The sequence below is a fragment of the Shewanella colwelliana genome (assembly GCF_001735525.1).
GTDB classification, from domain to species: Bacteria; Pseudomonadota; Gammaproteobacteria; order Enterobacterales; family Shewanellaceae; genus Shewanella; species Shewanella colwelliana.
In genome coordinates, this window is record NZ_MCBT01000040.1 from 1 (window position 1) to 25,960 (window position 25,960).

Consider the following 25,960-nt stretch of genomic DNA (forward strand, 5'->3'; position numbering starts at 1 on the left):
GCGAAACCACATACCCCCGACGTCACCCCGCCGCTAAGCGGGCTCTCCAGCTTCGTAACAAGTTACTTGCGCTACTTAGCTCCTGAATGCGTTGCATACATAGCGGAGCTTCTTCGCCCCCATGTGGGTCTGCGCGAACTAGGAGAGTAGGTCATTTCCAGACGCATAATTAAGTAGAGAAGCCACCTTATTAAGGTGGCTTTTTTGCGTTTTGCGTTTTATAAGTTTTCAACGTTGCTTTCCAAAGCCAATTTCAATGTAGGTAGGTGGTTTTTCCACTTAAGCACTTACGTGTAATGTTTACTCCCGATGTCTGTGGATAAATGTTTCAGACAATGTCTACACTTCCGCCATCCTTGGCCGTCGCCCCACCGCTGAACTGGCTCCCCAGCTAGCATCAAAGCTGCTAGGCGCTACGAATCTGCAATGTACTTCGTACATTAAGCGCAATCTCTTCGCCCCATGTGTTCGCTGCGCGAACTAGGAGAGTAGGTCATTCCCAGGCTCCTAATTTCTCGTAAAGAGAGTCTATAAAACCCGCTTGTGAAATAATTACGCGAGCAATGGGGGCTATTGTGGATGTTATACAAGGCTGCTATCTGTGTGATGGGCAGTAGATAGTGTCTGCACTGACTTTACTTCCTACATTAGCTCATAGGGATAAGGCTCTGTGGTGTTAAGGCTAAACTGGATGTTGGCCTGGTCGGAAATAGTTCCCAACCTTTTCGACACTGCACATCCCCTTGTTAGTCAACACGAAGACCTTGTTCTAAGCTGATCATGCCTAGTTTCTAGTTATAGACTAGATGAGGTCAATTACTATGGTGATGGTTTCGTTCGTATTCGTTCAGCCCTATTCGCTTCATGTGTAGTGGCATAGTGAATTTGCCCACCTGATTGAGGGGGATTTAGTTTTGGTGATGAGTGTATTAACCCCTTTCAAGATAGAGGGACTAGGTGGGATCTTTACTTTATAGAACTCCAGTAGTGATTCTATAGTGAGACCAATATTAACTAGCGAGAGTGTGATAGAGGTGATGCTAGCAGGCCCACAATACTCGCTACTATATTGCAATATAAAACGTTGGATAGAATTGCTTGGTGCATTTTGAGTGTTCCATGATTTTGCGAGAAAAGAGTATATAGCGTGCGGGTTGGTAAGTTACTAAACAGAAAGCTAAGCGTGCTGCTCTCGCTTTTTTGCTTAAAATCCGTATCCACGCTGGGAATATTAACGGTCTTGCATGAAAAAGCCGCAGTTAAGCCATTTAGTCATAAAAAGTCCTTTACCTTTTAGAGTCATTTTTGCATAATGCCCCACGTCAACAGGGGTGTAGTTCCAATTGGTAGAACAGCGGTCTCCAAAACCGATGGTTGCGGGTTCGAGTCCTGCCACCCCTGCCAAACTTAAAGAAGCCGTTCAGAAATGAACGGCTTTTTGCTTTCTGTTATTGGCTGTTTCTAGCTATTGAAAAAGAACTTCAGCTATCTTGCTAACTAACCGTGACAGTGTTTACCACTAACGTTATCCTATCCATATTGATATAGGCTGCGGAGTTTACGTGGATAAACAGGCTTACCTGGATGCAATGGGAATATCTCGCTGGGTTAGACAAGAGATGCAGTTAAACCCTTGTGTTATTTTGCACGATCAAGGCGTGCAACTTAATCTTGAGCATCCTATTGTGACGAGCGTTTTGGCGCTATTAGAGGTCGATGTGAAGCAGGTTGTTACAAGCAACAATGGGGCAAAGTTATCGCAAGTATGTTGGGATATGCGTAGTGTCAAACGCCCCCAGATTGATACGCTGATTAGCTCGGCGCCTATTGCGGTATTAGAGCAGCAATCGTCCGCAAAACAAGCCTTATGGCAGTCGATATGTCAGCGAGAGATAAGCGATGCGTGAGCTTAAGTTACTGACACCTGAGGCTATAGCAGAGGTATATGAGATTGAGTTAGCATGCCATCGTTTTCCTATGTCGCTTAGAAATGTAGAAAGTTGCTTTGGCCGTTTTTACCATGTGTTAGGGGTATTTGAAGATGAACAGCTGCAGGGTTTTGCAATTGCTCATATCCTATTTGAAGATGCAACCTTAATGGATATTTGCGTGCTGCCTGCGAGCCAAGGAAAAGGGTATGGCAAGGCTCTGATGGCTGCGGTTGTGGATTTGGCGGCAGTGAATAGCGCAGAGAGATTGATGTTAGAGGTTAGAGCGTCAAGTGCTGGCGCAATTGGGTTGTATCGAGCTTATGGTTTTGAACAAACAGGTACGCGCCACGCCTATTATCAACATGAGCAAGGCAAAGAGGATGCAGTATTGATGGAGCGGTTATTGTAATCCTTGTCTAAACGATTTCTGATAAAAAAATAGCGCCGAAAGGCGCTATTTTTTTATCAAGCTAAGCTTATTTCACTTCTTTGCCTTGGGCTTGTAAATCTGCATGATAACTTGAGCGGACCATGGGGCCACAAGCGGCATGGGTAAAGCCGATTTTTTCAGCAAACACTCGCAGTTCATCAAATTCAGCTGGCGGCACGTAACGTTCAACAGGCAAATGGAACTTGGAGGGTTGGAGGTACTGGCCAAGCGTCAACATCTCAACGTTGTGAGCTCGTAGATCTTGTAAGACTTCAGCGATCTCTTCGTTGGTTTCTCCTAAGCCCATCATCAGGCCCGACTTAGTCGGTACGTTGGGGTGGCGCTCTTTGAACTTTTTAAGCAGATCCAGCGACCATTGGTAGTTGGCTCCTGGACGCGCTTTACGATAGTGCTTTGGTGCAGTCTCTAGGTTGTGGTTAAACACATCTGGTGGCTCAGTCGCCAAAATATCTAGGGCGGCGTCGATACGACCACGGAAATCAGGAACCAAAATTTCGATTTTGATTTCAGGATTTAGGATACGAATCTCTCTAATACAGTCTGCAAAATGTTGTGCGCCACCGTCACGTAAGTCGTCGCGGTCAACCGAGGTGATCACTACATACTTGAGCTTCATGTCTCGAATGGTTTGTGCCAGTTTTAGTGGCTCTTGGGCATCAGGCTTAAGCGGCCGACCGTGGGCAACATCGCAAAACGGGCAGCGACGGGTACAAATTGCCCCTAAAATCATAAAGGTTGCTGTACCATGGTTGAAACATTCTGCTAAGTTTGGGCATGAAGCCTCTTCGCAGACTGAGTGCAGTCCATTTTTTCGCAGTGCTGATTTGATATCGAGAATGCGCTGGTTTGACGCTGGCAGTTTGACTCGAAGCCAGTCAGGTTTGCGCAGCATGGTTTCGCGCTCAGAAGGCACGACCTTGACAGGAATACGAGAGACTTTGTCTGCGTCGCGTAACTTAACCCCTGGTTGTAATCTTTCAGGCCTATTCATATGACTTCGCTAACCCTTGGTGATGTGCTAAATGTTGATAGCCAAGTGTTTGGCTAAAGGTTTGTATTAATTTATCGCCGGCTTCGATAACGGTCTGCGGCCCATTAAGTGGCTTACACTGCGCCATCTCAAGCCCTGCATACCCACACGGATTGATGCGTTGAAATGGTGACATGTCCATGTCGACATTCAGTGCCAATCCATGAAAAGAGCACCCTTTGCGGATACGTAACCCTAATGAGGCAATCTTTCTTTCATTGACGTAGACGCCAGGTGCATCGGCCTTTGGATAAGCCTCTATTTCGTAGAGCGCTAACATCTTAACGATGCTTTGCTCTATGTCGGTGACCAGCTGTCTAACGCCTATTTTTAAGCGTTTGATGTCGAGTAGAGGATAGGCAACGAGTTGTCCAGGACCATGGTAGGTGACTTGACCACCTCGATCGACTTGAATTACTGGGATGTCGCCAGGATTAAGAATATGCTCGCTTTTACCTGCTTGTCCTTGGGTAAAAACTGGTGGATGTTCCACTATCCACAGCTCATCTTGGCTATTCTCATCGCGATTATCTGTGTAGTGCTGCATAGCGTGCCACACAGATTCGTAATCTTGCTGACCAAGATGACGAATGTGTAAAATCTTATCCTTCAAGGGCAACCTCTCCCCTCATCATTTGAGTGCGCTCATTATACGCTTGAAATTAAGAAATGTAAGATGGATCACACTTCTTGTTAGAGCCGTTCTAGGCTAAAGCACTCGTTTCACGCCTTCGATTGCGGCGAGGTCAATATAGAGCTGCTCAATTTGCTCTTTACCGTTAACGATGACATTAATGGTTATTGAGTTATAAGTCCCTTTGCTCGACGCTTTGGTGGTTGGCATATAGTCGCCAGGCACAATCTGCTGCACAACGGCGACGACATCATCGGCTAGCGTGGGTCTAGCGTCACCAACAACTTTGTATGGAAAAGAAGCTGGGAACTCCATGAGTTCGTGGAATTTGGTATCTAACATTTGCGTGGTCTCTTGCCGAATCTGATGGCTTATAAAGTGGGGGGTATTATACCTAATTCAACCCTAGGAGGCTAAAAACAAAAAAAGCCACCCTAAGGTGACTTTTTTTCAATTTGATAAAATTAACTAAACCAACCAGCAAACAGTTGCTTAAAGTAGTCCATCAACTTGCTAAACCAACTTCCTTCATTAACTTCTTGTAGTGTCACCAGTGGGAACTGAGCGATATCTTTGCCATTGAGTTGGAAATAGATACGTCCTACCGTTTCGCCTTTAGCGATAGGAGCGGTCAGTTCTTTGTTTAGCTCGAAGTTAGCTTGCAGGTTTTTAGCTTGTCCGCGACTGATAGTGATAGGAGTGTCAGTGGTCACACCTAAATCGACAGACTCTCTATCGCCATACCAAATCTTTTGGGTGACAAAACTATCGCCAGCTTTGTAAGGAGTGATGGTTTCGAAGAAACGGAAGCCATAGTTAAGCAACTTCTTACTTTCTGCTTTACGCGCGCTTTCGCTTGCAGTGCCCATGACGACAGATACGAGTCGCATGCCATCTTTTGTGCCTGAAGTAACTAGGTTATAACCAGCGCCTGATGTATGGCCTGTTTTGATGCCATCGACATTTAAGCTCTTATCCCACAACAATCCGTTACGGTTATATTGTTTAATGCCATTGTAGGTAAACTCTTTTTCCGAGTAGACGCGGTATTCCTCTGGGACGTCACGAATGAGGGCAGCACCAAGAATCGCCATGTCATAAGCGGTGGTTTTATGATTATCAGAATCTAAACCATGGGAGTTCTCAAAGTAGCTGTCACGCATGCCAAGTTGTTTGGCCCAAGAGTTCATTAGGTCAACGAAACCATCTTCGGTGCCCGCAATGTGTTCAGCCATAGCAACACAGGCATCATTACCCGATTGAATGATGATGCCGCGATTAAGATCTTCTACAGATACTTGCTTACCCACTTCGATAAACATTTTTGATGAGTCTGGAAAGTTCTTAGACCAGGCTTTTTTGCTGATAGTAACTTGATCTTCTGGTGAGATATTTCCCACCTTAATTTCATGACCAATAACATAACTGGTCATCATTTTTGTCAGGCTGGCAGGATTCAAACTTTCGTAGGCATTTTCTTCGGCAATAATCTGCCCTGAATTGTAATCCATCAAGATAAACGCTTTGGCAGCAACTTTGGGGGCATCTGGTGTGACGACTGGCGCAGCAGATGCAGCAGTTGCAGATAACGAGGTCACAAGGAATAGGGTTTTCAAACCATTATTTAAAAATTTCATATTAACAAGGCACGTCTTATGGTTGAATGCAAAAAGATGATATTCGCGAGAGTATAACATTAGTCGACAAGGGAATTCAGTGAAGGTTCATTAATCTGCGGTAAATTAATGGACTAAATTCCCTCGTCGTTACTATTCGGTGATCAGATAACTTTGTGGATAGCCATTTTGTTGCAAGGTTTCGCTTAGCTGCGCCGCGATAGGCTGTCTGCCAATGGGGCCCAGTTGCAGTTTATATAGGTTTCCAGTTTGTTGAATACGGGTGCTAACTTGATATTGAGTCGCTAACTGAGTTGCGAGCGTGTCGATACGGCTTCGATCTGATGAGGCTACCACTTGCACATAGTGCAGGTTGGTATCTTTGAGCTTGGCAAGCGCTATCGATTCAGGGCTTTCAATGTAGATCACTTCAAGTTGTACGTTAGCGGTGCCAGTTTTGAGCATGTCAAGACGATGAGCCGCAGCGTAGGAAAGATCGATTATCCGGTTGTCGTGAAACGGACCTCTATCATTAACGCGAACGATGACCGTTTTGTTATTGCTTAAATTGGTGACCTTAACATAGCTAGGCAGTGGCAATGTTTTATGGGCCGCAGACATAGAGTACATGTCATAGGTTTCGCCATTAGACGTGAGGTGGCCATGAAACTTCGCGCCGTACCAAGATGCAACACCGGTCTTTGTATAACCTTTTCCAGTGTCGAGCACCTGATATTCTTTACCTAAGACAGTGTAGTTTTTGCGATTTCCCCCACGGCTGTAGGGTTCATATTTGGGGTGTGCATCTTCCACAATCGACACATCTGGTGCATCGGTTGGGGCAACATCATCACGTATATGATAACGGCTGTCAGGTTGAGACGAACACGCACTCAAGATGAGGGCAATGGCTAAAATAACCCATAAAGTGATGGTTTTACTGTTTAGCATAAGCGTCTTTTAGTTGTTGGCTAAATTGATAAACCGCCATCGCATATAGCGGGCTGCGGTTATAGCGGGTGATCACATAAAAGTTTTTCAGGCCCAGCCAATAATCTGTTTGCTCAGCTTGAACCAATTCAACAATCATCGCCGGCTGACTAATATCGAGATCGCTGTTTTTGGCTAAGGCTATGTCGGGAGATAAAATATCAGCCACTTGGTAATGAAGCTTTTCACCTTTCCACACTTTGAGATGCTCTGGCAGCTGATGGGTGGTCAGTGGCAAAGTGACTAATGCGCCTTTTTGCCAACCATGTTGATGGAAGTAGTTGGCGACGCTGCCGATGGCATCGATAGGGTTACCAACAAGGTCACGTTTACCATCATGATCAAAATCAACCGCATAATGGCGGTAGCTAGATGGAATGAATTGACCATAGCCCATGGCACCAGCATAGGAGCCTTTTAGGTTATCGACATCAAGTTGTTCCTCTTTCGCTAACGTCTGCAGGTTAGCCAGCTCTTTCCTAAAGAATGTTGCCCTTGGAGTGTAGTGAAAGCCTAACGTATAGAGCGCGTCAATCACAGGGTAGGTGCCCATATATCCACCATAAAAGGTTTCGATTCCTATAATGGCGACAATGATCTCTGGGTCCACCTGGAACTGCTGCGCGGCGTTAGCGATGGTTTCGTGGTGAGTTTGCCAAAAGGTGAGCCCTTTTTCTAAGCGTTTATCCGTTAAGAAAATGGGTTGATAAAGGTGCCAGGGCTTGGCTTCCCAAGGCGTGGTGATAGCGTCAATCACTTTCTGGTTGTAGTTGGCTTTATCAAGGAAGTTCCCGATCTCTTGGTCGCTAAAGCCTGCTTGTTTTTGGCTGGCGATAAACTGCGCCGTGAGCGCGCTAATATCGCCATCTTGGGGAATGATATTGCTGTCAGCCAAGACTGTTAGACTAGATAAACCTAGCGTCAGCGAGGTGATTAAGCGGGTAAGATTGTTCAATCTTAAGTCCTCTATCTATCGATAAATCGCCTGTGGGTATGGATACTCATTAAGATGCCAAACCCGGTCATGAGCGTCAGCATTGAGGTTCCCCCGTAACTGATCAAGGGCAGTGGTACACCAACCACTGGCAACAGACCAGACACCATACCTATGTTGACAAAAATATACACAAAGAAGGTTAAAGTAATACTGCCAGCGAGTAAACGGGCAAAACTGGTTTGTGCGCGAGAAGCAATGACCAAACCGCGGCCGATGACATACAGATAGAGTGCCAGCAAGACCAGACTGCCGATTAAACCAAACTCTTCACCTATCACTGCAAAAATAAAGTCAGTGTGACGTTCAGGTAGAAACTCCAGTTGAGATTGCGTGCCATCTAGCCAGCCTTTGCCCCATAATCCGCCGGAGCCGATAGCAATTTTTGATTGAATAATATGATATCCCGCCCCTAAGGGATCCTTCTCGGGGTCGAGTAGAGTTAACACTCGGGTTTTTTGATAGTCATGCATCAAGAAAAACCACAGGACGGGTAACATAGCTAATACGCCACCGACCACACTGCCGACGATAGCCCAGCTCATGCCAGATAGAAACAGCACGAAAATACCTGAAGCGGCAACTAGGATTGAGGTGCCTAAATCCGGTTGTTTTGCGATCAATAAAGTGGGGATCAACAAGATAATACCGCCCCCCGCAAGGTAACGCTTTTTTGGGGGCAGTGGAAATTTACTGATATACCACGCCATAGTAATGGGGAAGGCCAGCTTAATGAGCTCCGAAGGCTGAAATTCCATAAAGCCTAAGTTAAGCCAACGCTGGGCGCCTTTATTGATCTCACCAAAAAAGTGTACCCCGAGTAGCAGCATTATGCCGGCGATATAGATGGGGAAGGCCCATCGGCGCAGTACCTCTGGATTGATCTGCGCGACAAATAGCATAATGGCGAGGGATAACCCCATGCGCACCAGTTGTCGTTCCATCAGCGCAAGATCTTCGCCACCGGCAGAGTAGATGACGAATAGGCCGTAGCCCATGAGCGCCATTATACCGAGGAGCAGTGGTAGGTCGATATGCAATCGCTGCCAGATATTAGGGCGGTGGTTATGAGCGCTCATTAATTAGGCTCCCAGTTATCTCTAAGGATATATTCATCGAGTAAGGCTCTTGCGACAGGACCAGCATTCACGCCACCCCAGCCTGCATTTTCTAATACTACGGCTAAGACGATGGTGGGGGCCTCATAGGGCGCATACGCAACAATTAGTGCGTTATCGCGCAGATGCTCATCAATGGTGTCAGCATCATATTTTTCATCTTCGGCGACACTAAATACCTGTGCAGTACCCGTTTTCATGGCGGCGTTGTAGCCAGCATCAATAAAGCGAGACTTGTGGGCGGTATCTTTCATTGCCTCATTGATGATGTCCCAGTTTTTGGGATCTTTAATCACGACAGGTGGCATCTTATCGATGGGCGAATTGACCTGCACTGTGTCATTCTTAATGGTCTTTAACAGATGCGGCACGAACCGTTCGCCTTTATTCGCTAAAATGGCGGTCGCGTTGGCTAACTGCAATGGTGTCGTGGTCCAGTAGCCTTGACCAATCCCCACTGAGATAGTATCACCGATATACCATGGCTGGTTGTAGCGTAAGCGCTTCCAGTCTCGCGAAGGCATGTTTCCTGCTGACTCTTCAAAGATGTCCACGCCAGTGCGCTCACCAAAACCAAATTGGGTCATAAAATTGCTGATTTTATCTATGCCCGTTTTGTAGGCGAGATCATAAAAGTAGGTGTCACAAGAGTGCACGATAGCGCCGTTAACATCGACCCAACCATGTCCCCAACGTTTCCAGTCGCGATATTTACGCTCGACACCTGGGATTTGCCAAAAACCAGGATCCCATACACGGGTTTTAGGTGTCACGACCTTGTCATCCAATCCCAGTAAGGCGATATGCGGTTTGACTGTCGACGCTGGTGCATATTGCCCCTGCGTTGCACGGTTAATCAGCGGTCTCGAGCGTGAGTTAAGTAGCTCGCTGTACGCTTTAGAGCTAATACCGTGGACAAACTGGTTCGGGTCGTAGGTTGGACTCGATACCATGGCCAATATGCCGCCGTCACGAGGATCGATGGCGACAATGGAGCCGCGACGACCTGCCAGTAGCTCCATCGCCTTTTTTTGTAGTTGGAGGTCGAGGGTTAAATAGATATCTTGTCCAGGTTCTGGCGCGACCGATTTTAGGGTACGAATAGTGCGCCCGCGGTTGTTGACCTCTTCTTCTAAGTGGCCAGGTTTGCCATGAAGCAGGCTTTCATAGAACTTCTCGATACCTTGTTTGCCAATATCCTTTGTTGCTGCGTAATTTGGCCATTCGCCATTGGCTTGTAAGGCCAGCTGGTCGCGGTTGTTGATCCGTCCGACATAGCCTAAAACGTGAGTTAGTAACCCTGCATGAGGGTAATAGCGTTTCAGGCCTGCATCAATCGAAAAGCCAGGGAATCTATGCTGATTAACACTAAATTCAGCGACTTGTGTTTCGCTGAGGCGGTTTTTTATGGTGATAGGTTTAAATCGGCGATGATATTTGAGCGACTCAAGTAATTTTTCACGCTCATCGGTGCTGATGTCGATGACTTTACTCAGCTCATCTAATGCGGCTGAGATATCTTTGACTTTTTCAGGGATCAGCTCTAAGGAGTAAAATGGTTGATTTTCAGCAAGCAACTGTCCGTGTCGGTCATAGATAAGACCGCGGCTGGGCGCGACTGGGACAACACGAATGCGATTGTCGTTAGAGCGAATTTGATAATCTTTAAATGATAAGATTTGTAGCTGATAAAGGTTGCCGAGTAAAATTCCGAGCAAAATTACCACGCACACAAAGGTGAAAATAGCTCTACGCTTGAACAGCGAAGCTTCGGCGGCGTGGTCATGCATTGCCATCCGCTTACGTGGCGCCAATTACATTGTCTCCGGCGATGTGATTTGGCTCAGCGTCATGAGCAGATCCTTGGTTTTACGCAGGGAACAGTTGGATTAACAACTACTCTCTATGATAGGGATGGTTATTGTTGACGCTCCATGCGCGGTAAAGGCTCTCAGCAACGAGCACTCTAACGAGCGGGTGCGGCATGGTTAATGCGGATAAGCACCAACTCTGAGATGCTGCTTGCTTACAGGCTGGGGCGAGTCCCTCTGGACCACCAATCAGTAAGCTCACATCTCGACCGTCAAGTTGCCAGCGACTTAATTGTGTCGCTAACTCTGGCGTGGTCCAGTTTTTACCCGGTAAATCTAAACTGACAATGTGATTCCCTTTAGGGATCGCGGCCAGCATGAGTTCACCTTCTTTATGTAAGATGCGCGCGATATCGGCATTTTTCCCACGCTTACCCGCTGGGATCTCAGTTAATTCGAAAGGCATATCGCGGGGGAAACGCCGCTGGTACTCTTCAAATCCTGTGGTAACCCAACTGGGCATGCGGGTGCCTACGGCAACTAACTGTAACTTCATTACTCTGGCTTTTCAGACCACAGCTTTTCAAGCTGATAAAATTCACGGGTCTGATCTTGCATCACATGTACAATCACATCGCCTAAGTCAACTAAGACCCATTCGCTGCTATCACGGCCTTCAACACCATGGATATGCAGATCAGCGCGTTTGGCTTCAAGCACAACGTTTTCAGCAATAGCTTTAACGTGAGTTTTTGATGTACCAGAACAAACGACCATGTAATCAGTAATATTTGACTGCTCGCTAACTTCTAATACGGCAATATCTCTGGCTTTAAGATCTTCGACTTTATCGATGACAAACTGTTTTAACTCGGCGCTTTGCACGCGGCTTTCCTCATTCATTTTTGACAGCGAAGTAGTATAGCAGGTTCTCTTTGGCAAAGTAATTGCCAAAACAGTAAAGGCACTAGGTTTTGGGGACCGAGTAAGCAAAAGGTTGGCTTGGGTCGATGAAGAGTGCTATCGGTAGAGCTGATGCTGCTGAATATATTGGGAAACTTCGTCCGGTAACCCCGCAATAGTTAACTCGCCTGTAAGCAGTTGAGCGCGAATCGCTGTAGACGAGTATGGTTGTGGGGTGATCGCGACAGGTAAAATCAGTCCTGCTTGCTGGCCTTGAGCCACTGCGCTATCCAGTTGGGACTTATCAGCCTGACGCGCGGCTAAGATTGTGTTCATCTCGCTGCGATTGTCCAGGCTCCAGCCCGGTCGTTGGCATAGTACGATATGGCAAAGCGAAAATAGGCGTTGCCAATGGTACCAACTGGGTAATGAAGCAAAGGAGTCCATCCCCATGATAAACAGAAAATGATTGTTTGGGTGAGCGCGCCTTAGTGTCGCGAGTGTTTCAACTGAGTATGACGGTGTTTGTCGTTGAGTCTCAATATCACACAGTTCTAGCCAGTCGTATTGCTCACACACCAAACGTGCCATGGCTAATCGGTCTGCAGTACTGCTATTAGGTTGTTGTTTATGAGGAGGAATATGGTTAGGCATTAACCAAACCTTATCGAGGGCCAATGCTTCTTTTACCTCTTGCAATGGCTGGATATGCCCCAAGTGGATGGGGTCAAATGTGCCGCCGAGTATGCCTATCTTCATGTTAATCAATATCTATGTGTGCAAGCGTATGATGGGCTTTAGGATCGTACAGTAAACAAAGGTGGCTGAGTGAAGTCCAATCTTCAATACCTTGCTGTTTTAGCTTTAGCTCCAATTTGGAGGCACAGGCCAACATCACCTCAATCTGCTTGAGGCTTAAACGGGACAGTGCGTTTTGGTAGAGGTTTTTACGTTTATCCCAAATCCTCAGTTTGCCCCATAGGCTTTGTAGGCCACCCGTCTCTTGTGCTTGCTTTAGCTGAAGCAGGGTGGTGAGCTCTTTAAATTGCCCCCAGAGTAAAATAGGCATAGCAACGCCTTCAGCTTGTAGTTGGGACAAGATGTGTTGCGCTTTATCTTGTTGATTATTTAGTAAAACATCGGCGAGCTGGAACACGGTAAAGCGTGATTGATCTTCAAAATACTGCGATAGCTGTTCACTACTTATTACCTCGTTTGGATTCAACAATTGCAGCAATTGCAACGCCTGATCGGCGGCGAGGAGATTACCTTCGTACAGGTTATAAAGTAGCTGCTGTGCGTCGGGAGTCAGGTTGAGGCCAAAGTGACGAATCCGCGTTTGTAGCCAACGACTGAATTGCTGGCCTTCAGGTGTAGTGCACGGAATATAAACCCCATCGGTGTCGAGCACCTTAAACCATTTCGATTTCGTCTGTTCGCTGGCCAGTTTGGGTCCACTGATAAGCAGTAACACGTCAGGGTTAGGCGACTTCATTAACTGCTGTAGTATTGTGCTACCTTCGCTACCGGGTTTAGCTTGTGGCAGCACTAACTCAATAATACGTCGACTGGCGAACAGACTCATCGAGTTCCACTCTTCGATGAGCTCATTCCAATTAAAGCCACTTTCTTGGTTGAGCTGAACCGCCTCTTCGAACCCATCTCGTTTGGCTTGACTAACGATCAGTGTCTTAGTGGTTTCACATAACCAGGGATCGTCGCCAAACACTAAGTAACACTGTTTGAGTGGTGTAAGTTGTTTAGCAAGCTGATCTGGATATACCCGCATTAATTGGTCTCGATTGACGCCAAAATTTGAATGATCTGGTCAGCCGCTTGAATTCGCATCTCTTTGACCAGCAGTTCCATCTCTCGACTCTTGGCTAGAGCGGTCCGTGGGTCATCAAGGTAATCACGATGGATGTCGACATCGAATCGTTGCGCTTCACGTTCAGGCAGTTGTACTGCAAATGACACATGATAGTTGAGTTCATATTCAGCGACATTACCGGTAGGGTAAAGTGATAGTGTTGAGCGATCTAATGCATCATCAATAATACGTAGCGTTGGCACAGTATCACTGGGTTTAGTCACAACAATGGCATTTAGCCGCAGTCGTTCGCGAACTAAACGAGTCAGCTCACTATACTCATCTTGACTGCTAAGGTGTAAGGTTTTTAGCTCATCGGGTAGCGAATAACTGCGTTGCAGTTTAAAGCCGCAGCCGCTGGTGGCTAGGAGAGTAAGTGTCAATAAGGCGAAACACAAGCGTTTGATTAGCATAGGCTAGGCCGTCTATTTCCTAAGTTGATGATGCTCAGCCATCATGGCTTGATGGCTGAGCAAATGGCATTTAGTTTGCTACGATGTTAAGTAGCTTACCTGGTACATAAATAACTTTACGAACCGTCTTGCCTTCGGTGTGTTTAATGACGCCTTCTTCGGCCATTCCTTGTGCTTCAACAGTCTCTTTATCTGCATCAGCTGGAACAGTGATTTTAGCGCGGACTTTGCCGTTCACAGAGACGACGATCAGCTTACTGTCTTCAACGAGTGCCGATTCATCGACTTCTGGCCATAGCACTTCCTCAATCGCCTGTTCGTGACCTAAGGCTTGCCATAGGCTAAAACAGGTGTGAGGAATGATTGGATACAGAAGACGAACAACAGCACATAGTGCTTCTTGCATTAACGCACGATCTTGCTCTGTTTCCATTGGGGCTTTCTGCAGGCGATTCATCAGCTCCATCACTGAAGCAATGGCGGTGTTGAACATCTGACGACGTTCAACATCATCGCCGACTTTGGCAATCGTCTTGTGCAATTCGCGGCGCAGCTCTTTCTGTGCAGGGTTGAGCGATGCAAGATCTAGTGCACTGGTTGCACCTAAAGCAACGTGGTCATGGGCCAGTTTCCACAAACGCTTAATAAAGCGGTGTGCACCTTCAACACTAGATTCTTGCCACTCAAGTGTAAGCTCTGGTGGTGCGGCGAACATCATAAATAGACGCACTGTGTCAGCGCCATACTTGTCCACCATCTCTTGCGGATCGATACCATTGTTTTTCGACTTAGACATCTTGCTCATGCCGGTATAAACAAGCTCATGACCTTGGCTGTCTACTGCTTTAACAATGCGTCCTTTGTCGTCGGTTTCGGTGACAGTTGCATCACTTGGTGATACCCAAACGCGTGCGCCTTTCTCGTCGCTATAGTAGAAAGCATCAGCTAATACCATACCTTGAGTCAGTAGACGTTTAGCTGGCTCATCGCTGTTAACTAAGCCGATATCACGTAGCAATTTGTGGAAGAAGCGGAAATAAAGCAGGTGCATACATGCATGCTCAATACCACCGATATATTGATCCACTGGTAGCCAATAGTTCGCTTTTGCGGGATCTAACATCTGATCGGCGTGTGGACTACAGTAGCGCGCATAATACCAAGATGACTCCATAAAGGTGTCGAAGGTATCGGTTTCTTTAAATGCTTCTTGGCCGTTTATTTTGGTTTTTGCCCACTCTTTATCGGCTTTGATCGGGCTTTGGATACCATCCATTACCACATCTTCTGGCAAAATAACCGGTAGCTGATCTTCTGGTGTTGGCATGACGGTGCCGTCTGCCAAGGTCACCATAGGAATAGGAGCCCCCCAATAACGCTGACGTGAAACACCCCAATCGCGAAGACGGAAGTTCACCTGACGCTTGCCTTTGCCTTCGCTTGACAGTTTTGCATCGATGGCGTCGAACGCAGCTTGGAAATCAAGGCCGTCCAGCTCTGGGAATGAGTCGCCAGAATTAAATAGCACACCCTTTTCAGTGTAAGCTTCTTCACTAATGTCTAAATCGCCGTCAACTGGCTTAATAACCCCCTCAATCGCTAAACCATATTTGGTCGCAAACTCGTAATCACGCTGGTCGTGACCAGGTACAGACATTACCGCACCGGTGCCGTAATTCATCAACACAAAATTAGCTGCCCAAATTGGCACTAACTTACCCGTTAATGGGTGAATTGCTTTTAGGCCCGTATCGACACCTTTTTTCTCCATTGCTGCCATAGCGGCCTCAGTGGTATCGGCGTTTTTACACTCTTCGATAAAATCGGTGAGTGTTGGGTTGTTTACAGCAGCTTGTGCAGCGAGTGGGTGACCCGCAGCAATCGCAACATACGTAACCCCCATCACGGTGTCTGGGCGTGTGGTATAAATATCGAAGCTCTGGTCACTGTTGGCGACTTGGAAGGTCATTTCTATACCTTCACTGCGACCAATCCAGTTGCGCTGCATGGTTTTAACTTGCTCAGGCCATTCATCGAGCTGGTCGATATCGTTTAACAGCTCTTCAGCATAGTCGGTGATCTTAATAAACCACTGTGGAATCTCTTTTTGGATCACTTGCGTGTCACAGCGCCAGCAGCAACCGTCTTGAACCTGTTCATTCGCTAACACGGTTTCATCATTTGGACACCAGTTAACAGAAGCCGTTTTTTTGTAGACTAAGCCTTTTTCGTACAGCTTAGTGAAGAACCACTGTTCCCAGCGGTAATATTCGGGCGTGCAGGTGGCGATCTCACGACTCCAGTCATAACCAAAACCCAACATTTTGAGCTGGTTTTTCATGTAATCGATGTTCTCGTAGGTCCAAGGCGCAGGTGCGGTCTTATTGTTAATTGCCGCATTTTCAGCTGGTAAGCCAAAAGAGTCCCAACCTATGGGCTGTAATACGTTTTTGCCTTGCAGACGCTGGTAACGAGCCACTACATCGCCTATGGTGTAGTTACGGACATGGCCCATATGCAGTCGACCAGAAGGGTAAGGGAACATGGAGAGACAGTAAAATTTCTCTTTGCTCTCATCTTCGGTTACTTCAAATGTTTTAGTGTCTTGCCAGTGCTGCTGCACCTTAGCTTCAATCTCTGAAGGTAGATATTGCTCTTGCATTGATGATTCCCGGCCGTGCCGCTTATTATTTGATCTTGCGCACATTGCGCGCGAGTTAGATCTGCATAGAATAAACTAGAAGTGAGTCATTAAAAAGGTTCGCATGAAGGAGTATTGAACATGAGTGAACGAAGCAGTGCGTTACTATCGCTTTATGAGGCCCTGATCACGCAGGTGAAGTCAGATTTTTCTGATGATAACAGTATGACTGTAAAGGAGTTATATAAAGTAGTTACCACTAGCAAGCAGTTCTTAACTCTTAAAGATCAAACCAAAGAGGATGAACTCGCTTTAGTCGAACAATTTTTAAAACGTGACATTGCTAGTTACCTGCAAGAGAAAAACGCGACCGACTTGAGCCATAGTCCGACCATGATAGCGGTTGAAAATACGCTTTGGCATTGGCTGAGTGAAATTACCGACCGTAGTCAGGTTGAATGGCATGAGGTTTCACAAGATTTTAAACATCATGGTTATTATCAAAGTGGTGAAATTGTTGGGCAAGGAACTATGGTTTGTACCAATTGTGGCCATGAAATGCGTATCGAGTTTCCAGGTGTGATCCCTGACTGCCCAGAATGTGATAGCGAACAATTTACCCGAGAAGCACTAGCACCATAACTCGTTCTAGGCTGAATCACGCCTCGTATAACGGCAGCGGGGTGTTGCAGGTTATTGGGGGAACTCTACTATTTGGGGGATGTCTCCCAAGTAAAACTCGCTTTTTAATTTTGTGCTGACAGATACAATTTATGCTGTTTAGCTATTTCTATTGCAGCGGCAGGTAATTAGTCGCTGTTTGTCCTATATTTAATTCATTAACTCGATAGCTGAGTTTGCTCCTTGGTAGTCAGTGTTATTGACGCCAATATCTGTTTCTATCTATCTCTGTTTTGCTGTTGCAGTGTGGCCTAAGTAGCATCAATACGATGTTAGATTGTTATCTCGTTTAAGCGTAGGAATTTTGATTGCTGCGCTATTTAGATATTAGAAAGGAAGTCTGAATGAAATTTGTTCATAAGATCGTTATTGCCGTAAGCCTTATCTTACTAGTGTCCCTAGGTTTTTTGTCTGGTTATCAATATTTTCAGGTGAAGGAGCAAATCGAACAGCAGGTTAACAGCAGCGTTCAAGAGTTAGCAGGCTCTATGAACAGTAATATTCAGGCTGTGATGGCAGAGAAGTCTGATCTGACGACTTACGCTGTTTCAATGCTTGGTAACGACTTAAGTGACAGTCATTTTGTAGAAGTGCTCTCTAAGCCGATAATCAAAAAGCATTTCTTACTGGCGGGAATGGGTTTAGAGAATGGTCACTTTATCGGGAACGACCCTAATTGGAACCCCGGTGCAAGCTACGATCCCCGTAAACGTATGTGGTATCAAGAAGCAAAAAAACAGGGCAAGCAACTATTTACAGAGCCTTACGCCGATGCGTCGAGTGGTGAGATTTTAGTGTCGACGGCTGCGCCTTTATACGATGGTGGTCAGTTTGTTGGGGCCCTATTTACAGATATTAGCCTAAAGAGTCTTGCTGAAATCAGTAATCAAGCGAGTTTGTTCGGTGCTGGTTATGCCTTTATTGTGGGCAAAAATGGCGACTTTATTGCTCATCCTAAAGCGGAGCAAAATGGTCGCTCCATGGCACAATTCTTTGGCGGGAATTTAGATACCAATGCTCAAATGAGTGAAATCGATATAGATGGGGAGCCACATATTATTATTTTCAGTCCGTTAAAAGGGCTTGATTGGAACCTCGGCATTGTGTTGGACGAGAGTATCATTTTTTCTGCTGCCACGGATTTACGCAGCGATGCGATACTCTATCTAGTGTTATCTTTGGTGATCGCCACGCTAGTGATGAGTGGCATCATTAAACGTTTGATGCGTCCTCTTGATGTACTCAATGAGGCGATGGCAGATGTTGCGACGGGTGAAGGGGATCTCACGCGGCGATTAAGTACCGATTCGGATATAGAGTTCGCGACACTTGCGGGTAATTTCAATAGTTTTGTAGTTAAACTGCAGAATCTGATTCAACAGGTTAAGTTAATTGGTGTTGAAGTTACCGCGGGTACTGAGTCGACGGCGAGAGGGGCCAGTGAAGCTACTGAGTCGATGGGGTTGCAAACGCAAGAGGTTGAGCAGTTAGCCACGGCGATGCATGAGATGGCAACCACGGCTTCGGACGTTGCAAACAATGCACAAGGGGCTGCTTATGCGGTCCAACAGGCCGACAATGCGGTAAGTGAAGGTGCGAGTGCGGTGCAGATGACTACCGAATCCATTGCGCATTTGTCTGAGCAGATTGTCCAAGCGGTGACAGTGGTCAAGGAGCTCGAAGAGGATACAGTGAGTATCGAATCTATTTTAAGTGTGATTAATGAGATTGCTGGGCAGACAAACCTGCTGGCGCTGAATGCTGCAATCGAAGCGGCGAGAGCAGGCGAGTCCGGACGGGGTTTTGCTGTTGTTGCCGACGAAGTACGTAGTTTGGCAGCGAGAACTCAAGAGTCAACATCAGAGATTAAACAAAAAATCGATAAATTACAGCAAGGTGTAGCGGCGGTGGTGAATGTGATGGATGATAGCCGCACAACTACAGAGAGCACGGTGACTAAAGCGAATGCAGCCAACGAAACCTTGAGCGACATTCGTCGCAGTATTGAAGAGATCACAGATATGAACTTGCAGATCGCTAGTGCGGCTGAAGAGCAGAGTCAAGTGGCTGAGGAGATGAATAAGAATACCTCCAATATTCGCGACCTTTCTATGCAGGTGGCTGAAAATGCCCAGCTCACCAACGAAGCGATGAGTGAACAGCTCGAGCATGTTAAAGAGCAAGAAAAACTGCTGAATCAGTTTATTGTTTAGCTTTAGTTGTAGAGTGTAAAAAAATACCCGCCTTAGCGGGTATTTTTATCTCTTGTGATCAGCTATCGAGTCGTTGCGCTAGCAACCAGCGTCTATGATGAGATAAACCGGTTGAGCCACTGCGGTTGCTTGGCGATAACTAAAATAACATTGGTCATCGGTGACGCGGCCGTCTTGGTTGTCGTCATAACCAATGTAGGTAAAATTTGGATTGTTATATTGAATAACAAATATTTCGTCCAGATCTAACCATTTTTCAATATCAGTATTATCCAAATAGCCAGATAGTAGGCGGGTATCGATATTGCCATCGCCGTCAATATCGACGTCCAGCAGATCATCGCGGCCAGAAACGCCTTGTGAGACTAAACTTGGCATTTGGGATTTGGCGTAAACAAGGCTGTTTGCCGCTTTAGTGCTGGCTTGTATCTGGGTAATGGCTTGCGCTCTTGCTTCCGTTGACAGCCCGATAAACTTTGGTGCTGCAACCACGGCCAGAATGCCGAGAATAATAATGACAACAACGAGTTCTATAAGCGTGAAGCCTTGATCACTCTTCAATGTGTTTGTTTCCTTTTATCTTAAATCTTTTTCTTACCAGACTAATAAATATGCTGAAGAAGCTCAGCAGCAAAACTGGCCACTGCCCCCATTTAGCAAACACCGTTTCGCCCTCAACGAGTGGGATACTGACATGCAAAACGGCGGTTTCAAATTGGGGTAATTTATCGGTGATCTGACCTTGAGGATTAACTGCTGCCGTGACCCCATTGTTGGTGGCTCTGACCAAAGGGCGACCAAGTTCAATTGCGCGCATTTGCGCGATTTCCATATGTTGCAGTGGGCCATTTGAGCTGCCAAACCACGCATCGTTAGAGACAGTTAGGAGTAGTTCTGTATCGGCATTAACATTGGCGCGTAATTGTTCAGGGAAGGCTATTTCATAGCAGATTGCCGGGGCAACTTGGTGACCTGCCGCATTTAAGTTAGCTTGCTGATAGTCACCTCGGGCAAATGAGGACATAGGTAGATTAAAGAGTGGTGCGAGTGGACGTAGCAGCGCTTCTAACGGAACAAACTCACCAATTGGTAATAGATGGTGCTTTCTAAACTCATTGCTGCCATCGCCGCGATAATCGGCTTCACTTTGCATTGGACTGTTATGGTTACCAAGAACGATTAATGAGTTATAAAAATTATCCTGCTGACGGCTAATGATGCCGGTGATAATAGCACTGTCATTAAGGTTGGCGACCTTGTTGGCATTGTCGAGAAAGTCTTCAACCATATACTCAGGTGCTGGAATCGCGGCTTCTGGCCAAATAAAGATATCGGTGTTCGCAAACTCAGGACGAGACAAGTCCATATATTTGATCATGGTTGGCCACAGTGCTTCAGGTTGCCATTTCATGCTTTGAGCAATATTGCCTTGTACCAAGGTGACATTGACCTGCTTGCCTGTCTGTGAAATCGGAGATAGCACTGTGGCAACCTTGCTACCTATAAGCGCGACAACAATAATGATGACGGTGGGCGCAAATCGTCTTTGCCAGGATGCCTGGTTAGCCTGAAGTAATAGCGCAAGGCTGCCCGCTAACATTGCGAGAAGGTAGCTTAGCCCCAATGCCCCAATGGCACTAGCAAGCGGGCTAAATGGGCCACTGGTTTGGGTGTAGCCACCCCAAAGCCAAGGAAAGCCTGTTAGTACCCAGCCTCTGGCCCACTCAGTCACAACCCACAATGCAGGAAAGAGCAGTAAATAACGCAAATACTTAGATTTTGGAGACATTTTTGCTAATAGAATGCCAGCCAATGCGGGATACAGTGCAAGGTAAAGTGCTAGTAAGGCCATTAACCCTACGGAGGCGATTAAGGGGAGCCCGCCAAAGGTATCCATGCTGACATGTACCCAGCTTATTCCGACAGAGAAGCAGCCAAAACCAAAACTTAGCCAATAGGTAAAAGCTTGTTTAGGTCGGAGTAACTCGCTATGCCTCAGCGCAAAGGCTAATGCAACAAGATAAATGGGCCAAAGGCCATAGGGGGCAAAGGCAAGTGCAGTACTGGCACCCGCTAGATAAGCGAGTACCAGTCTAATCTTGGCATGATGGGCAATAGCCCTAAGTCGTAGCAGCATTAAAGCCTCATCAAGGGAAGGTCACGCGTTATGCGTTATCGTCTTCAGATGGTGGTTCGGGGAGTTTAACTCTGAGTTGAACCAATCTGCGAGTGTCAGCGCTAATCACCTTAAACTCTATATCATCGATAGTGATTTTTTCATTACGTTCAGGTAGATGCCCAAATGCATGAGAAACTAAACCGCCTACGGTATCAAACTCTTCATCACTAAATTGAGTACCAAAGGTTTCGTTGAAGTCTTCGATTGGCGTCAATGCTTTAAGCATATAGATCTGCTTACCAACTTTGCGTATCTCAGTTTCTTCTGCAGAGTCATGATCGAATTCATCTTCGATTTCACCTACGATCTCTTCAAGAATATCTTCAATGGTCACCAAGCCAGAAACACCACCATATTCATCGACTACTATAGCCATATGATAGCGTTGAGAGCGAAACTCTTTTAACAGTACATCGACACGTTTACTTTCGGGAACAACGACAGCCGGACGTATCACTTGTGCTAAGGAAAACGGCTCGTCATTGTTTTTAAAGCCGTATTGAAGCAGATCTTTGGCAAGCAAGATGCCTTCGATATGATCTTTATCTTCATTGACGACAGGGAATCGGGAGTGTGCGGAGCCGATAACGGTGGCAAGGAGTTCTTCTACCGTGTTATCTATCTTCAGCGCCACAATTTGTGCTCGTGGGATCATAATGTCACGCACGCGCAGATCGGAGACTTCTAAAACACCTTTAATCATCTCGCGAGTATCTTCGCTAATCACTTCTCTTAGCTCAGCATCGTGGATAACATCCACTAATTCATCGCGACTCTGTGGTTCGCCCTGGAATAACTGACTGAATTTTTCTAACCAGCCCTTCTTTTGGGCGTTGGTACTCGGTGGGATATCGTCACTCATAGTAGTTTCTTGACCAAATAGGTCAACTATTGTTCCTTGTATGGGTTTGGAAAGCCAATGCTTTCAATTAGTTGAGTCTCTAAAGACTCCATCTCTTCAGCTTCCGCATCATCGATATGATCATACCCTAGCAGATGCAGGCAACCATGTACAACCATGTGCGCCCAGTGTGACTCTAAGGTCTTGTTTTGCTGTAAGGCTTCGGTCTCAACAACAGGTACACAAATGACCAGATCACCTAAAAGAGGCAGCTCGACTTCAGCAGGAGATTCGAACGGAAATGATAGCACATTTGTGGGCTTGTCTTTACCACGATAGGTGTGATTGAGCATCTGGCTTTCACGTTTATCGACAAGCCTTATGGTCATCTCTGCCACCGGCATGGTATTACCCAGTGCTAGGCGCACCCAAGTCTCAAATTGTCCCTGGCTTGGCAGTCTGTCGCTATCTATGGCGATTTGTAGATCTAAGGCTAAATTAAGCGGATTAACATCATACGTCATGATGAGTGCTTTCCTCTGTTTTATACTGGCGTTCTCGTTTGGCTTTTTCGCTGGCCTCTTTCTGTTCATGGGCTTCATAGGCTTCAACGATTCGTGCGACAACGGGGTGACGTACCACATCTTTGGCTTGGAAGAAGTTAAAGCTGACTTCATCTACGCCGCTGAGCACCTCAATAGCGTGGCGCAGGCCAGACTTTTGATGTTTTGGTAGATCGATCTGCGTGATATCCCCCGTGATCACCGCCCGAGAGTTAAAGCCGATACGAGTCAAAAACATCTTCATCTGCTCAACGGTGGTGTTTTGGCTCTCATCTAAAATGATGAATGCATCATTTAGCGTTCGCCCACGCATGTAAGCTAGTGGTGCGACTTCAATGACACTGCGTTCAATGAGACGCTCGACTTTTTCAAAGCCCATCATTTCAAATAGGGCGTCATATAGTGGACGCAGATAAGGGTCGACCTTCTGGCTTAAATCACCCGGTAAGAAGCCCAATTTTTCCCCCGCTTCAACCGCTGGACGGGTCAGAAGAATACGCCTAACCTCTTGGCGTTCCAGTGCGTCAACTGCCGCAGCAACGGCAAGATAGGTTTTACCTGTACCTGCTGGGCCAATACCAAAGCTAATGTCATGGCGCACGATATTGGCGACATAGTCACTCTGGTTTGGGTTGCGTGGCTTAACAACGCCGCGCTTGGTTTTGATATAAAGTTCTTTGTCATCACGAGGGGCCTCAGCTTCTAATGCAATCGCCTCCTGAATAGCAACATGAACGGTATCGGGCTCTAGGTCGGGTGTACTCCCACGAACTGGTTGTGTTTCGACGTAAAGCTCTTTGAGCAAATTATTAACGGTAAGGCAGTTTCTGGCTTGGCCGACAATTTGGAAGTGATTGTTTCGGTAATTAATCTCAACACCAATGCGGCGCTCAAGTTGTTTAATATTATCGTCAAAAGGTCCGCAAAGTGATGCAAGTCTGCGGTTATCAGAAGGCTCTAAGTAGAGGTTTAGGGTGGTTAATTTATTTGACAAAAATAGCTCCAAATGATGTTTGTCTTATCCACGACTTGGGTCAATAGATGATATTGACAGTTTACGAGGCATTAGTTGGAAATGCTAACCCATTTTTAGATTATTCGCATCGGCATCTGAGACGCTTGTGCTGCCGAGTATCGATAAAAAAAGCGGCTAATGAATCAGCCGCTTTTTATTGATTTCTGTCCCGACTTAGGGGATATATTGGGTCACGCCTAAGTCATCATCTTTCTTATGTTTGGCTAAGATGTCAGACGGGCGAAGGTTACGGCGTAAGTCCATCTCATCCTCACCGCGGATAAAGGTGCCGCGAAGCGAGTTGGTGTAGACATCGACAATTTCCACATCAACAAAGCTACCAATATGCTTCGGATCGGCTTCGAAGTTAACTACTCGGCTATTTTCGGTACGGCCGCGAAGTTCCATTGGGTTTTTCACCGATGGGCCTTCAACCAAAATGCGCTGAACAGTACCTAGCATTTGACGGCTGTAACGCATCGCTTGTTGAGTAATGCGATCTTGCAAAATAGCAAGACGCTCTTTCTTCTCTTCAAGTGATACATCATCGGGTAGATCTGCCGCAGGTGTACCTGGACGTGCACTATAGATAAAGCTGAAGCTGTGGTCGAACTGTACATCTTCAATGAGCTTCATCGTATCTGCAAAATCTTGCTTAGATTCACCAGGGAAACCTATGATGAAGTCGGAGCTAATCTGGATATCTGGACGAGCCTTACGCAGGCGACGGATGATTGACTTATATTCAATCGCCATGTGGCCACGTTTCATCTGGGTCAAAATCAGGTCTGAACCCGACTGAACTGGTAGATGTAAAAAGCTCACTAACTCTGGCGTGTCTTCATATACATCGATGATGTCTTGGGTAAACTCTATCGGATGGCTGGTCGTAAAACGAATGCGATCGATACCATCGATGGCCGCAACATAACGTAATAGTTCCGCAAAAGTACAGATATCATCATCATGGGTCGCACCGCGGAAAGCGTTAACATTTTGGCCAAGCAGATTGACTTCACGTACACCTTGGGCCGCGAGTTGCGCGACCTCTAAGATCACATCATCAACGGGACGACTGACCTCTTCACCGCGGGTATAGGGGACTACGCAGAAAGAGCAGTACTTGCTACAACCTTCCATAATCGATACAAACGCGCTTGGACCCTCGGCACGCGGCTCAGGTAGACGGTCGAACTTCTCAATCTCAGGGAAGCTCACGTCAATAACAGCCTTACCACCTTGTTGAATTTGATCGATCATTTCTGGCAGGCGATGCAAGGTTTGCGGACCAAAAATAAGGTCAACGCATTGCGCACGCTCTTTGATTGCCTTGCCTTCTTGAGAGGCAACGCAGCCACCGACACCAATGATCAGGTTCGGATTTTTGTCTTTTAAGGTTTTCCAGCGACCAAGCTGGTGAAACACTTTCTCTTGTGCTTTTTCACGAATAGAGCAGGTATTAAGCAAAAGTACGTCTGCTTCTTCAGCTTCTTCGGTTAAGGTGTAACCTTGATATTCGTCTAATAGGTCGGCCATCTTTGATGAGTCATACTCATTCATCTGACAGCCCCAAGTTTTAATATGGAGTTTCTTACTCATCAGTTTTGCGCCGTGGTTGCAACTACAGGGAAAAATAGCGCGACATTTTACCCTTTGAGCGCAACGCTGGCTAGCTTTTGCACCGACTATCTTAGAAATTACTCTGGGCTAAGGCTTTTTTCTGTTGGCATAGCCGCTATCTCAGTCATTTTGTGCGTTTGTGAGCGATTAAAGGCCTTAGCCATAGCATGGCTATTGTGTTTAGCCTGATGGTAAATACTCGATTGAATTTCGCTACGGTAGTGGCCGAGTAATTCAATAGTATATTGATATAGGGCATAATCTAGCGGTGCACGGTAGGTTATAGTCATTTTTTCCATTTCAGGATTGGTTTGCGCTGACGCTGCTGCAGGAAAAAGTGACGCCGCTAAAATAACTGTTGCTGTGATAATCGTTTTCATAGGGTACTCCGTTACGCGGTTTAGGGTGGTTGACCGATAGTCGGTGTAGCGTTTAGATGCAGTGTA

25 protein-coding genes and 1 tRNA gene are annotated in these 25,960 nt (G+C 46.3%); 5 read left to right on the plus strand and 21 right to left on the minus strand.

The genetic code is table 11. The features are described from left to right. Nucleotides 1-1,327 precede the first annotated feature (1,327 nt). From BEL05_RS12020 to rimI, 3 genes are all read left to right on the plus strand, one after another. Nucleotides 1,328-1,404, plus strand: a tRNA-Trp gene (locus BEL05_RS12020). Between the two features lie 158 nt (nucleotides 1,405-1,562). Further along, entirely contained in the window at nucleotides 1,563-1,907 is a 345-nt protein-coding gene (locus BEL05_RS12025) for a hypothetical protein (RefSeq protein WP_069671319.1), read from the plus strand. Next, nucleotides 1,900-2,340: a ribosomal protein S18-alanine N-acetyltransferase gene (rimI, locus tag BEL05_RS12030; protein ID WP_028763997.1), complete on the plus strand. Its 441-nt coding sequence runs from the start codon at nucleotides 1,900-1,902 to the stop codon at nucleotides 2,338-2,340. Before BEL05_RS12025 ends, rimI begins: the two co-directional genes overlap by 8 nt. Nucleotides 2,341-2,407: 67 nt before the next feature. On the opposite strand, the gene lipA is transcribed toward rimI, so the two are convergent. The 14 genes from lipA to leuS form a co-directional block, all read right to left on the minus strand. Continuing rightward, a complete protein-coding gene (gene lipA, locus BEL05_RS12035; protein ID WP_069671320.1) occupies nucleotides 2,408-3,373 on the minus strand; it encodes a lipoyl synthase in 966 nt (321 codons plus the stop codon). Next, a complete protein-coding gene (gene lipB / locus BEL05_RS12040) occupies nucleotides 3,366-4,025 on the minus strand; it encodes a lipoyl(octanoyl) transferase LipB (protein ID WP_028763995.1) in 660 nt (219 codons plus the stop codon). Before lipB ends, lipA begins: the two co-directional genes overlap by 8 nt. A gap of 96 nt (nucleotides 4,026-4,121) precedes the next feature. Further along, a complete protein-coding gene (ybeD, locus tag BEL05_RS12045) occupies nucleotides 4,122-4,388 on the minus strand; it encodes a DUF493 family protein YbeD (RefSeq protein ID WP_028763994.1) in 267 nt (88 codons plus the stop codon). A 122-nt stretch (nucleotides 4,389-4,510) separates the two neighbouring features. Continuing rightward, a complete protein-coding gene (locus BEL05_RS12050) occupies nucleotides 4,511-5,683 on the minus strand; it encodes a serine hydrolase (RefSeq protein ID WP_028763993.1) in 1,173 nt (390 codons plus the stop codon). Between the two features lie 132 nt (nucleotides 5,684-5,815). Beyond that, nucleotides 5,816-6,613: a septal ring lytic transglycosylase RlpA family protein gene (locus tag BEL05_RS12055; RefSeq protein ID WP_069671321.1), complete on the minus strand. Its 798-nt coding sequence runs from the start codon at nucleotides 6,611-6,613 to the stop codon at nucleotides 5,816-5,818. Continuing rightward, nucleotides 6,600-7,547, minus strand: a complete 948-nt coding sequence (mltB, locus tag BEL05_RS12060; RefSeq protein ID WP_245686988.1) for a lytic murein transglycosylase B — start codon at nucleotides 7,545-7,547, stop codon at nucleotides 6,600-6,602. The genes BEL05_RS12055 and mltB overlap by 14 nt, the downstream gene beginning before the upstream one ends. Before the next feature lie 71 nt (nucleotides 7,548-7,618). Then, a complete protein-coding gene (rodA, locus tag BEL05_RS12065) occupies nucleotides 7,619-8,725 on the minus strand; it encodes a rod shape-determining protein RodA (protein ID WP_069671322.1) in 1,107 nt (368 codons plus the stop codon). Beyond that, a complete protein-coding gene (gene mrdA / locus BEL05_RS12070; RefSeq protein WP_069671323.1) occupies nucleotides 8,725-10,578 on the minus strand; it encodes a penicillin-binding protein 2 in 1,854 nt (617 codons plus the stop codon). Before mrdA ends, rodA begins: the two co-directional genes overlap by 1 nt. Nucleotides 10,579-10,660: 82 nt before the next feature. Continuing rightward, nucleotides 10,661-11,131 carry a 23S rRNA (pseudouridine(1915)-N(3))-methyltransferase RlmH gene (gene rlmH, locus BEL05_RS12075; protein ID WP_069671324.1) on the minus strand — a complete coding sequence of 157 codons (471 nt, stop codon included), beginning with the start codon at nucleotides 11,129-11,131 and terminating at the stop codon, nucleotides 10,661-10,663. Then, nucleotides 11,131-11,460, minus strand: a complete 330-nt coding sequence (rsfS, locus tag BEL05_RS12080; protein WP_069671351.1) for a ribosome silencing factor — start codon at nucleotides 11,458-11,460, stop codon at nucleotides 11,131-11,133. The genes rlmH and rsfS overlap by 1 nt, the downstream gene beginning before the upstream one ends. Nucleotides 11,461-11,595: 135 nt before the next feature. Further along, nucleotides 11,596-12,237 carry a nicotinate-nucleotide adenylyltransferase gene (nadD, locus tag BEL05_RS12085; protein ID WP_069671325.1) on the minus strand — a complete coding sequence of 214 codons (642 nt, stop codon included), beginning with the start codon at nucleotides 12,235-12,237 and terminating at the stop codon, nucleotides 11,596-11,598. A 1-nt stretch (nucleotide 12,238) separates the two neighbouring features. Further along, nucleotides 12,239-13,267: a DNA polymerase III subunit delta gene (gene holA, locus BEL05_RS12090; protein WP_069671326.1), complete on the minus strand. Its 1,029-nt coding sequence runs from the start codon at nucleotides 13,265-13,267 to the stop codon at nucleotides 12,239-12,241. Then, nucleotides 13,267-13,761: an LPS-assembly lipoprotein LptE gene (locus tag BEL05_RS12095; RefSeq protein ID WP_028763984.1), complete on the minus strand. Its 495-nt coding sequence runs from the start codon at nucleotides 13,759-13,761 to the stop codon at nucleotides 13,267-13,269. The genes holA and BEL05_RS12095 overlap by 1 nt, the downstream gene beginning before the upstream one ends. A gap of 70 nt (nucleotides 13,762-13,831) precedes the next feature. Continuing rightward, nucleotides 13,832-16,423: a leucine--tRNA ligase gene (gene leuS, locus BEL05_RS12100; RefSeq protein ID WP_069671327.1), complete on the minus strand. Its 2,592-nt coding sequence runs from the start codon at nucleotides 16,421-16,423 to the stop codon at nucleotides 13,832-13,834. A 120-nt stretch (nucleotides 16,424-16,543) separates the two neighbouring features. Between leuS and BEL05_RS12105 the strand changes: the two genes are divergently transcribed. Both BEL05_RS12105 and BEL05_RS12110 read left to right on the plus strand, forming a co-directional pair. Beyond that, nucleotides 16,544-17,044 (plus strand): zinc ribbon-containing protein, encoded by a 501-nt coding sequence (locus BEL05_RS12105; RefSeq protein ID WP_069671328.1) that lies wholly within the window; start codon nucleotides 16,544-16,546, stop codon nucleotides 17,042-17,044. Between the two features lie 383 nt (nucleotides 17,045-17,427). Next, nucleotides 17,428-19,296 (plus strand): methyl-accepting chemotaxis protein, encoded by a 1,869-nt coding sequence (locus BEL05_RS12110; protein WP_069671329.1) that lies wholly within the window; start codon nucleotides 17,428-17,430, stop codon nucleotides 19,294-19,296. A gap of 78 nt (nucleotides 19,297-19,374) precedes the next feature. On the opposite strand, the gene BEL05_RS12115 is transcribed toward BEL05_RS12110, so the two are convergent. The 7 genes from BEL05_RS12115 to BEL05_RS12145 form a co-directional block, all read right to left on the minus strand. After that, a complete protein-coding gene (locus BEL05_RS12115; RefSeq protein ID WP_028763980.1) occupies nucleotides 19,375-19,857 on the minus strand; it encodes a type II secretion system protein in 483 nt (160 codons plus the stop codon). Further along, on the minus strand, nucleotides 19,847-21,433 hold the full coding sequence (gene lnt, locus BEL05_RS12120) for an apolipoprotein N-acyltransferase (protein WP_069671330.1): 1,587 nt from the start codon (nucleotides 21,431-21,433) through the stop codon (nucleotides 19,847-19,849). The genes BEL05_RS12115 and lnt overlap by 11 nt, the downstream gene beginning before the upstream one ends. A 28-nt stretch (nucleotides 21,434-21,461) precedes the next feature. Then, entirely contained in the window at nucleotides 21,462-22,337 is an 876-nt protein-coding gene (corC, locus tag BEL05_RS12125; protein WP_028763978.1) for a CNNM family magnesium/cobalt transport protein CorC, read from the minus strand. Nucleotides 22,338-22,363: 26 nt separating this feature from the next. Beyond that, nucleotides 22,364-22,840 carry an rRNA maturation RNase YbeY gene (gene ybeY / locus BEL05_RS12130; RefSeq protein ID WP_028763977.1) on the minus strand — a complete coding sequence of 159 codons (477 nt, stop codon included), beginning with the start codon at nucleotides 22,838-22,840 and terminating at the stop codon, nucleotides 22,364-22,366. Continuing rightward, nucleotides 22,830-23,873, minus strand: coding sequence for a PhoH family protein (locus BEL05_RS12135; protein ID WP_028763976.1), 1,044 nt, complete (start codon nucleotides 23,871-23,873; stop codon nucleotides 22,830-22,832). Before BEL05_RS12135 ends, ybeY begins: the two co-directional genes overlap by 11 nt. Nucleotides 23,874-24,068: 195 nt before the next feature. Beyond that, the gene (gene miaB, locus BEL05_RS12140) at nucleotides 24,069-25,493 is read right to left on the minus strand and encodes a tRNA (N6-isopentenyl adenosine(37)-C2)-methylthiotransferase MiaB (protein ID WP_028763975.1); all 1,425 of its coding nucleotides are present in this window, start codon (nucleotides 25,491-25,493) and stop codon (nucleotides 24,069-24,071) included. A gap of 98 nt (nucleotides 25,494-25,591) precedes the next feature. Continuing rightward, nucleotides 25,592-25,894, minus strand: a complete 303-nt coding sequence (locus BEL05_RS12145) for a hypothetical protein (protein WP_069671331.1) — start codon at nucleotides 25,892-25,894, stop codon at nucleotides 25,592-25,594. Nucleotides 25,895-25,960: the final 66 nt, after the last annotated feature.

What these genes read in the sequence shown, in the direction of transcription:
- rimI (WP_028763997.1), top strand. Translation starts at nt 1,900, where the DNA reads ATGCGTGAGCTTAAGTTACTGACACCTGAGGCTATAGCAGAGGTATAT.
- lipA (WP_069671320.1), bottom strand. Translation starts at nt 3,373, where the DNA reads ATGAATAGGCCTGAAAGATTACAACCAGGGGTTAAGTTACGCGACGCA.
- ybeD (WP_028763994.1), bottom strand. Translation starts at nt 4,388, where the DNA reads ATGTTAGATACCAAATTCCACGAACTCATGGAGTTCCCAGCTTCTTTT.
- BEL05_RS12050 (WP_028763993.1), bottom strand. Translation starts at nt 5,683, where the DNA reads ATGAAATTTTTAAATAATGGTTTGAAAACCCTATTCCTTGTGACCTCG.
- BEL05_RS12055 (WP_069671321.1), bottom strand. Translation starts at nt 6,613, where the DNA reads ATGCTAAACAGTAAAACCATCACTTTATGGGTTATTTTAGCCATTGCC.
- rodA (WP_069671322.1), bottom strand. Translation starts at nt 8,725, where the DNA reads ATGAGCGCTCATAACCACCGCCCTAATATCTGGCAGCGATTGCATATC.
- rlmH (WP_069671324.1), bottom strand. Translation starts at nt 11,131, where the DNA reads ATGAAGTTACAGTTAGTTGCCGTAGGCACCCGCATGCCCAGTTGGGTT.
- nadD (WP_069671325.1), bottom strand. Translation starts at nt 12,237, where the DNA reads ATGAAGATAGGCATACTCGGCGGCACATTTGACCCCATCCACTTGGGG.
- holA (WP_069671326.1), bottom strand. Translation starts at nt 13,267, where the DNA reads ATGCGGGTATATCCAGATCAGCTTGCTAAACAACTTACACCACTCAAA.
- BEL05_RS12095 (WP_028763984.1), bottom strand. Translation starts at nt 13,761, where the DNA reads ATGCTAATCAAACGCTTGTGTTTCGCCTTATTGACACTTACTCTCCTA.
- leuS (WP_069671327.1), bottom strand. Translation starts at nt 16,423, where the DNA reads ATGCAAGAGCAATATCTACCTTCAGAGATTGAAGCTAAGGTGCAGCAG.
- BEL05_RS12105 (WP_069671328.1), top strand. Translation starts at nt 16,544, where the DNA reads ATGAGTGAACGAAGCAGTGCGTTACTATCGCTTTATGAGGCCCTGATC.
- BEL05_RS12110 (WP_069671329.1), top strand. Translation starts at nt 17,428, where the DNA reads ATGAAATTTGTTCATAAGATCGTTATTGCCGTAAGCCTTATCTTACTA.
- lnt (WP_069671330.1), bottom strand. Translation starts at nt 21,433, where the DNA reads ATGCTGCTACGACTTAGGGCTATTGCCCATCATGCCAAGATTAGACTG.
- corC (WP_028763978.1), bottom strand. Translation starts at nt 22,337, where the DNA reads ATGAGTGACGATATCCCACCGAGTACCAACGCCCAAAAGAAGGGCTGG.
- ybeY (WP_028763977.1), bottom strand. Translation starts at nt 22,840, where the DNA reads ATGACGTATGATGTTAATCCGCTTAATTTAGCCTTAGATCTACAAATC.
- miaB (WP_028763975.1), bottom strand. Translation starts at nt 25,493, where the DNA reads ATGAGTAAGAAACTCCATATTAAAACTTGGGGCTGTCAGATGAATGAG.
- BEL05_RS12145 (WP_069671331.1), bottom strand. Translation starts at nt 25,894, where the DNA reads ATGAAAACGATTATCACAGCAACAGTTATTTTAGCGGCGTCACTTTTT.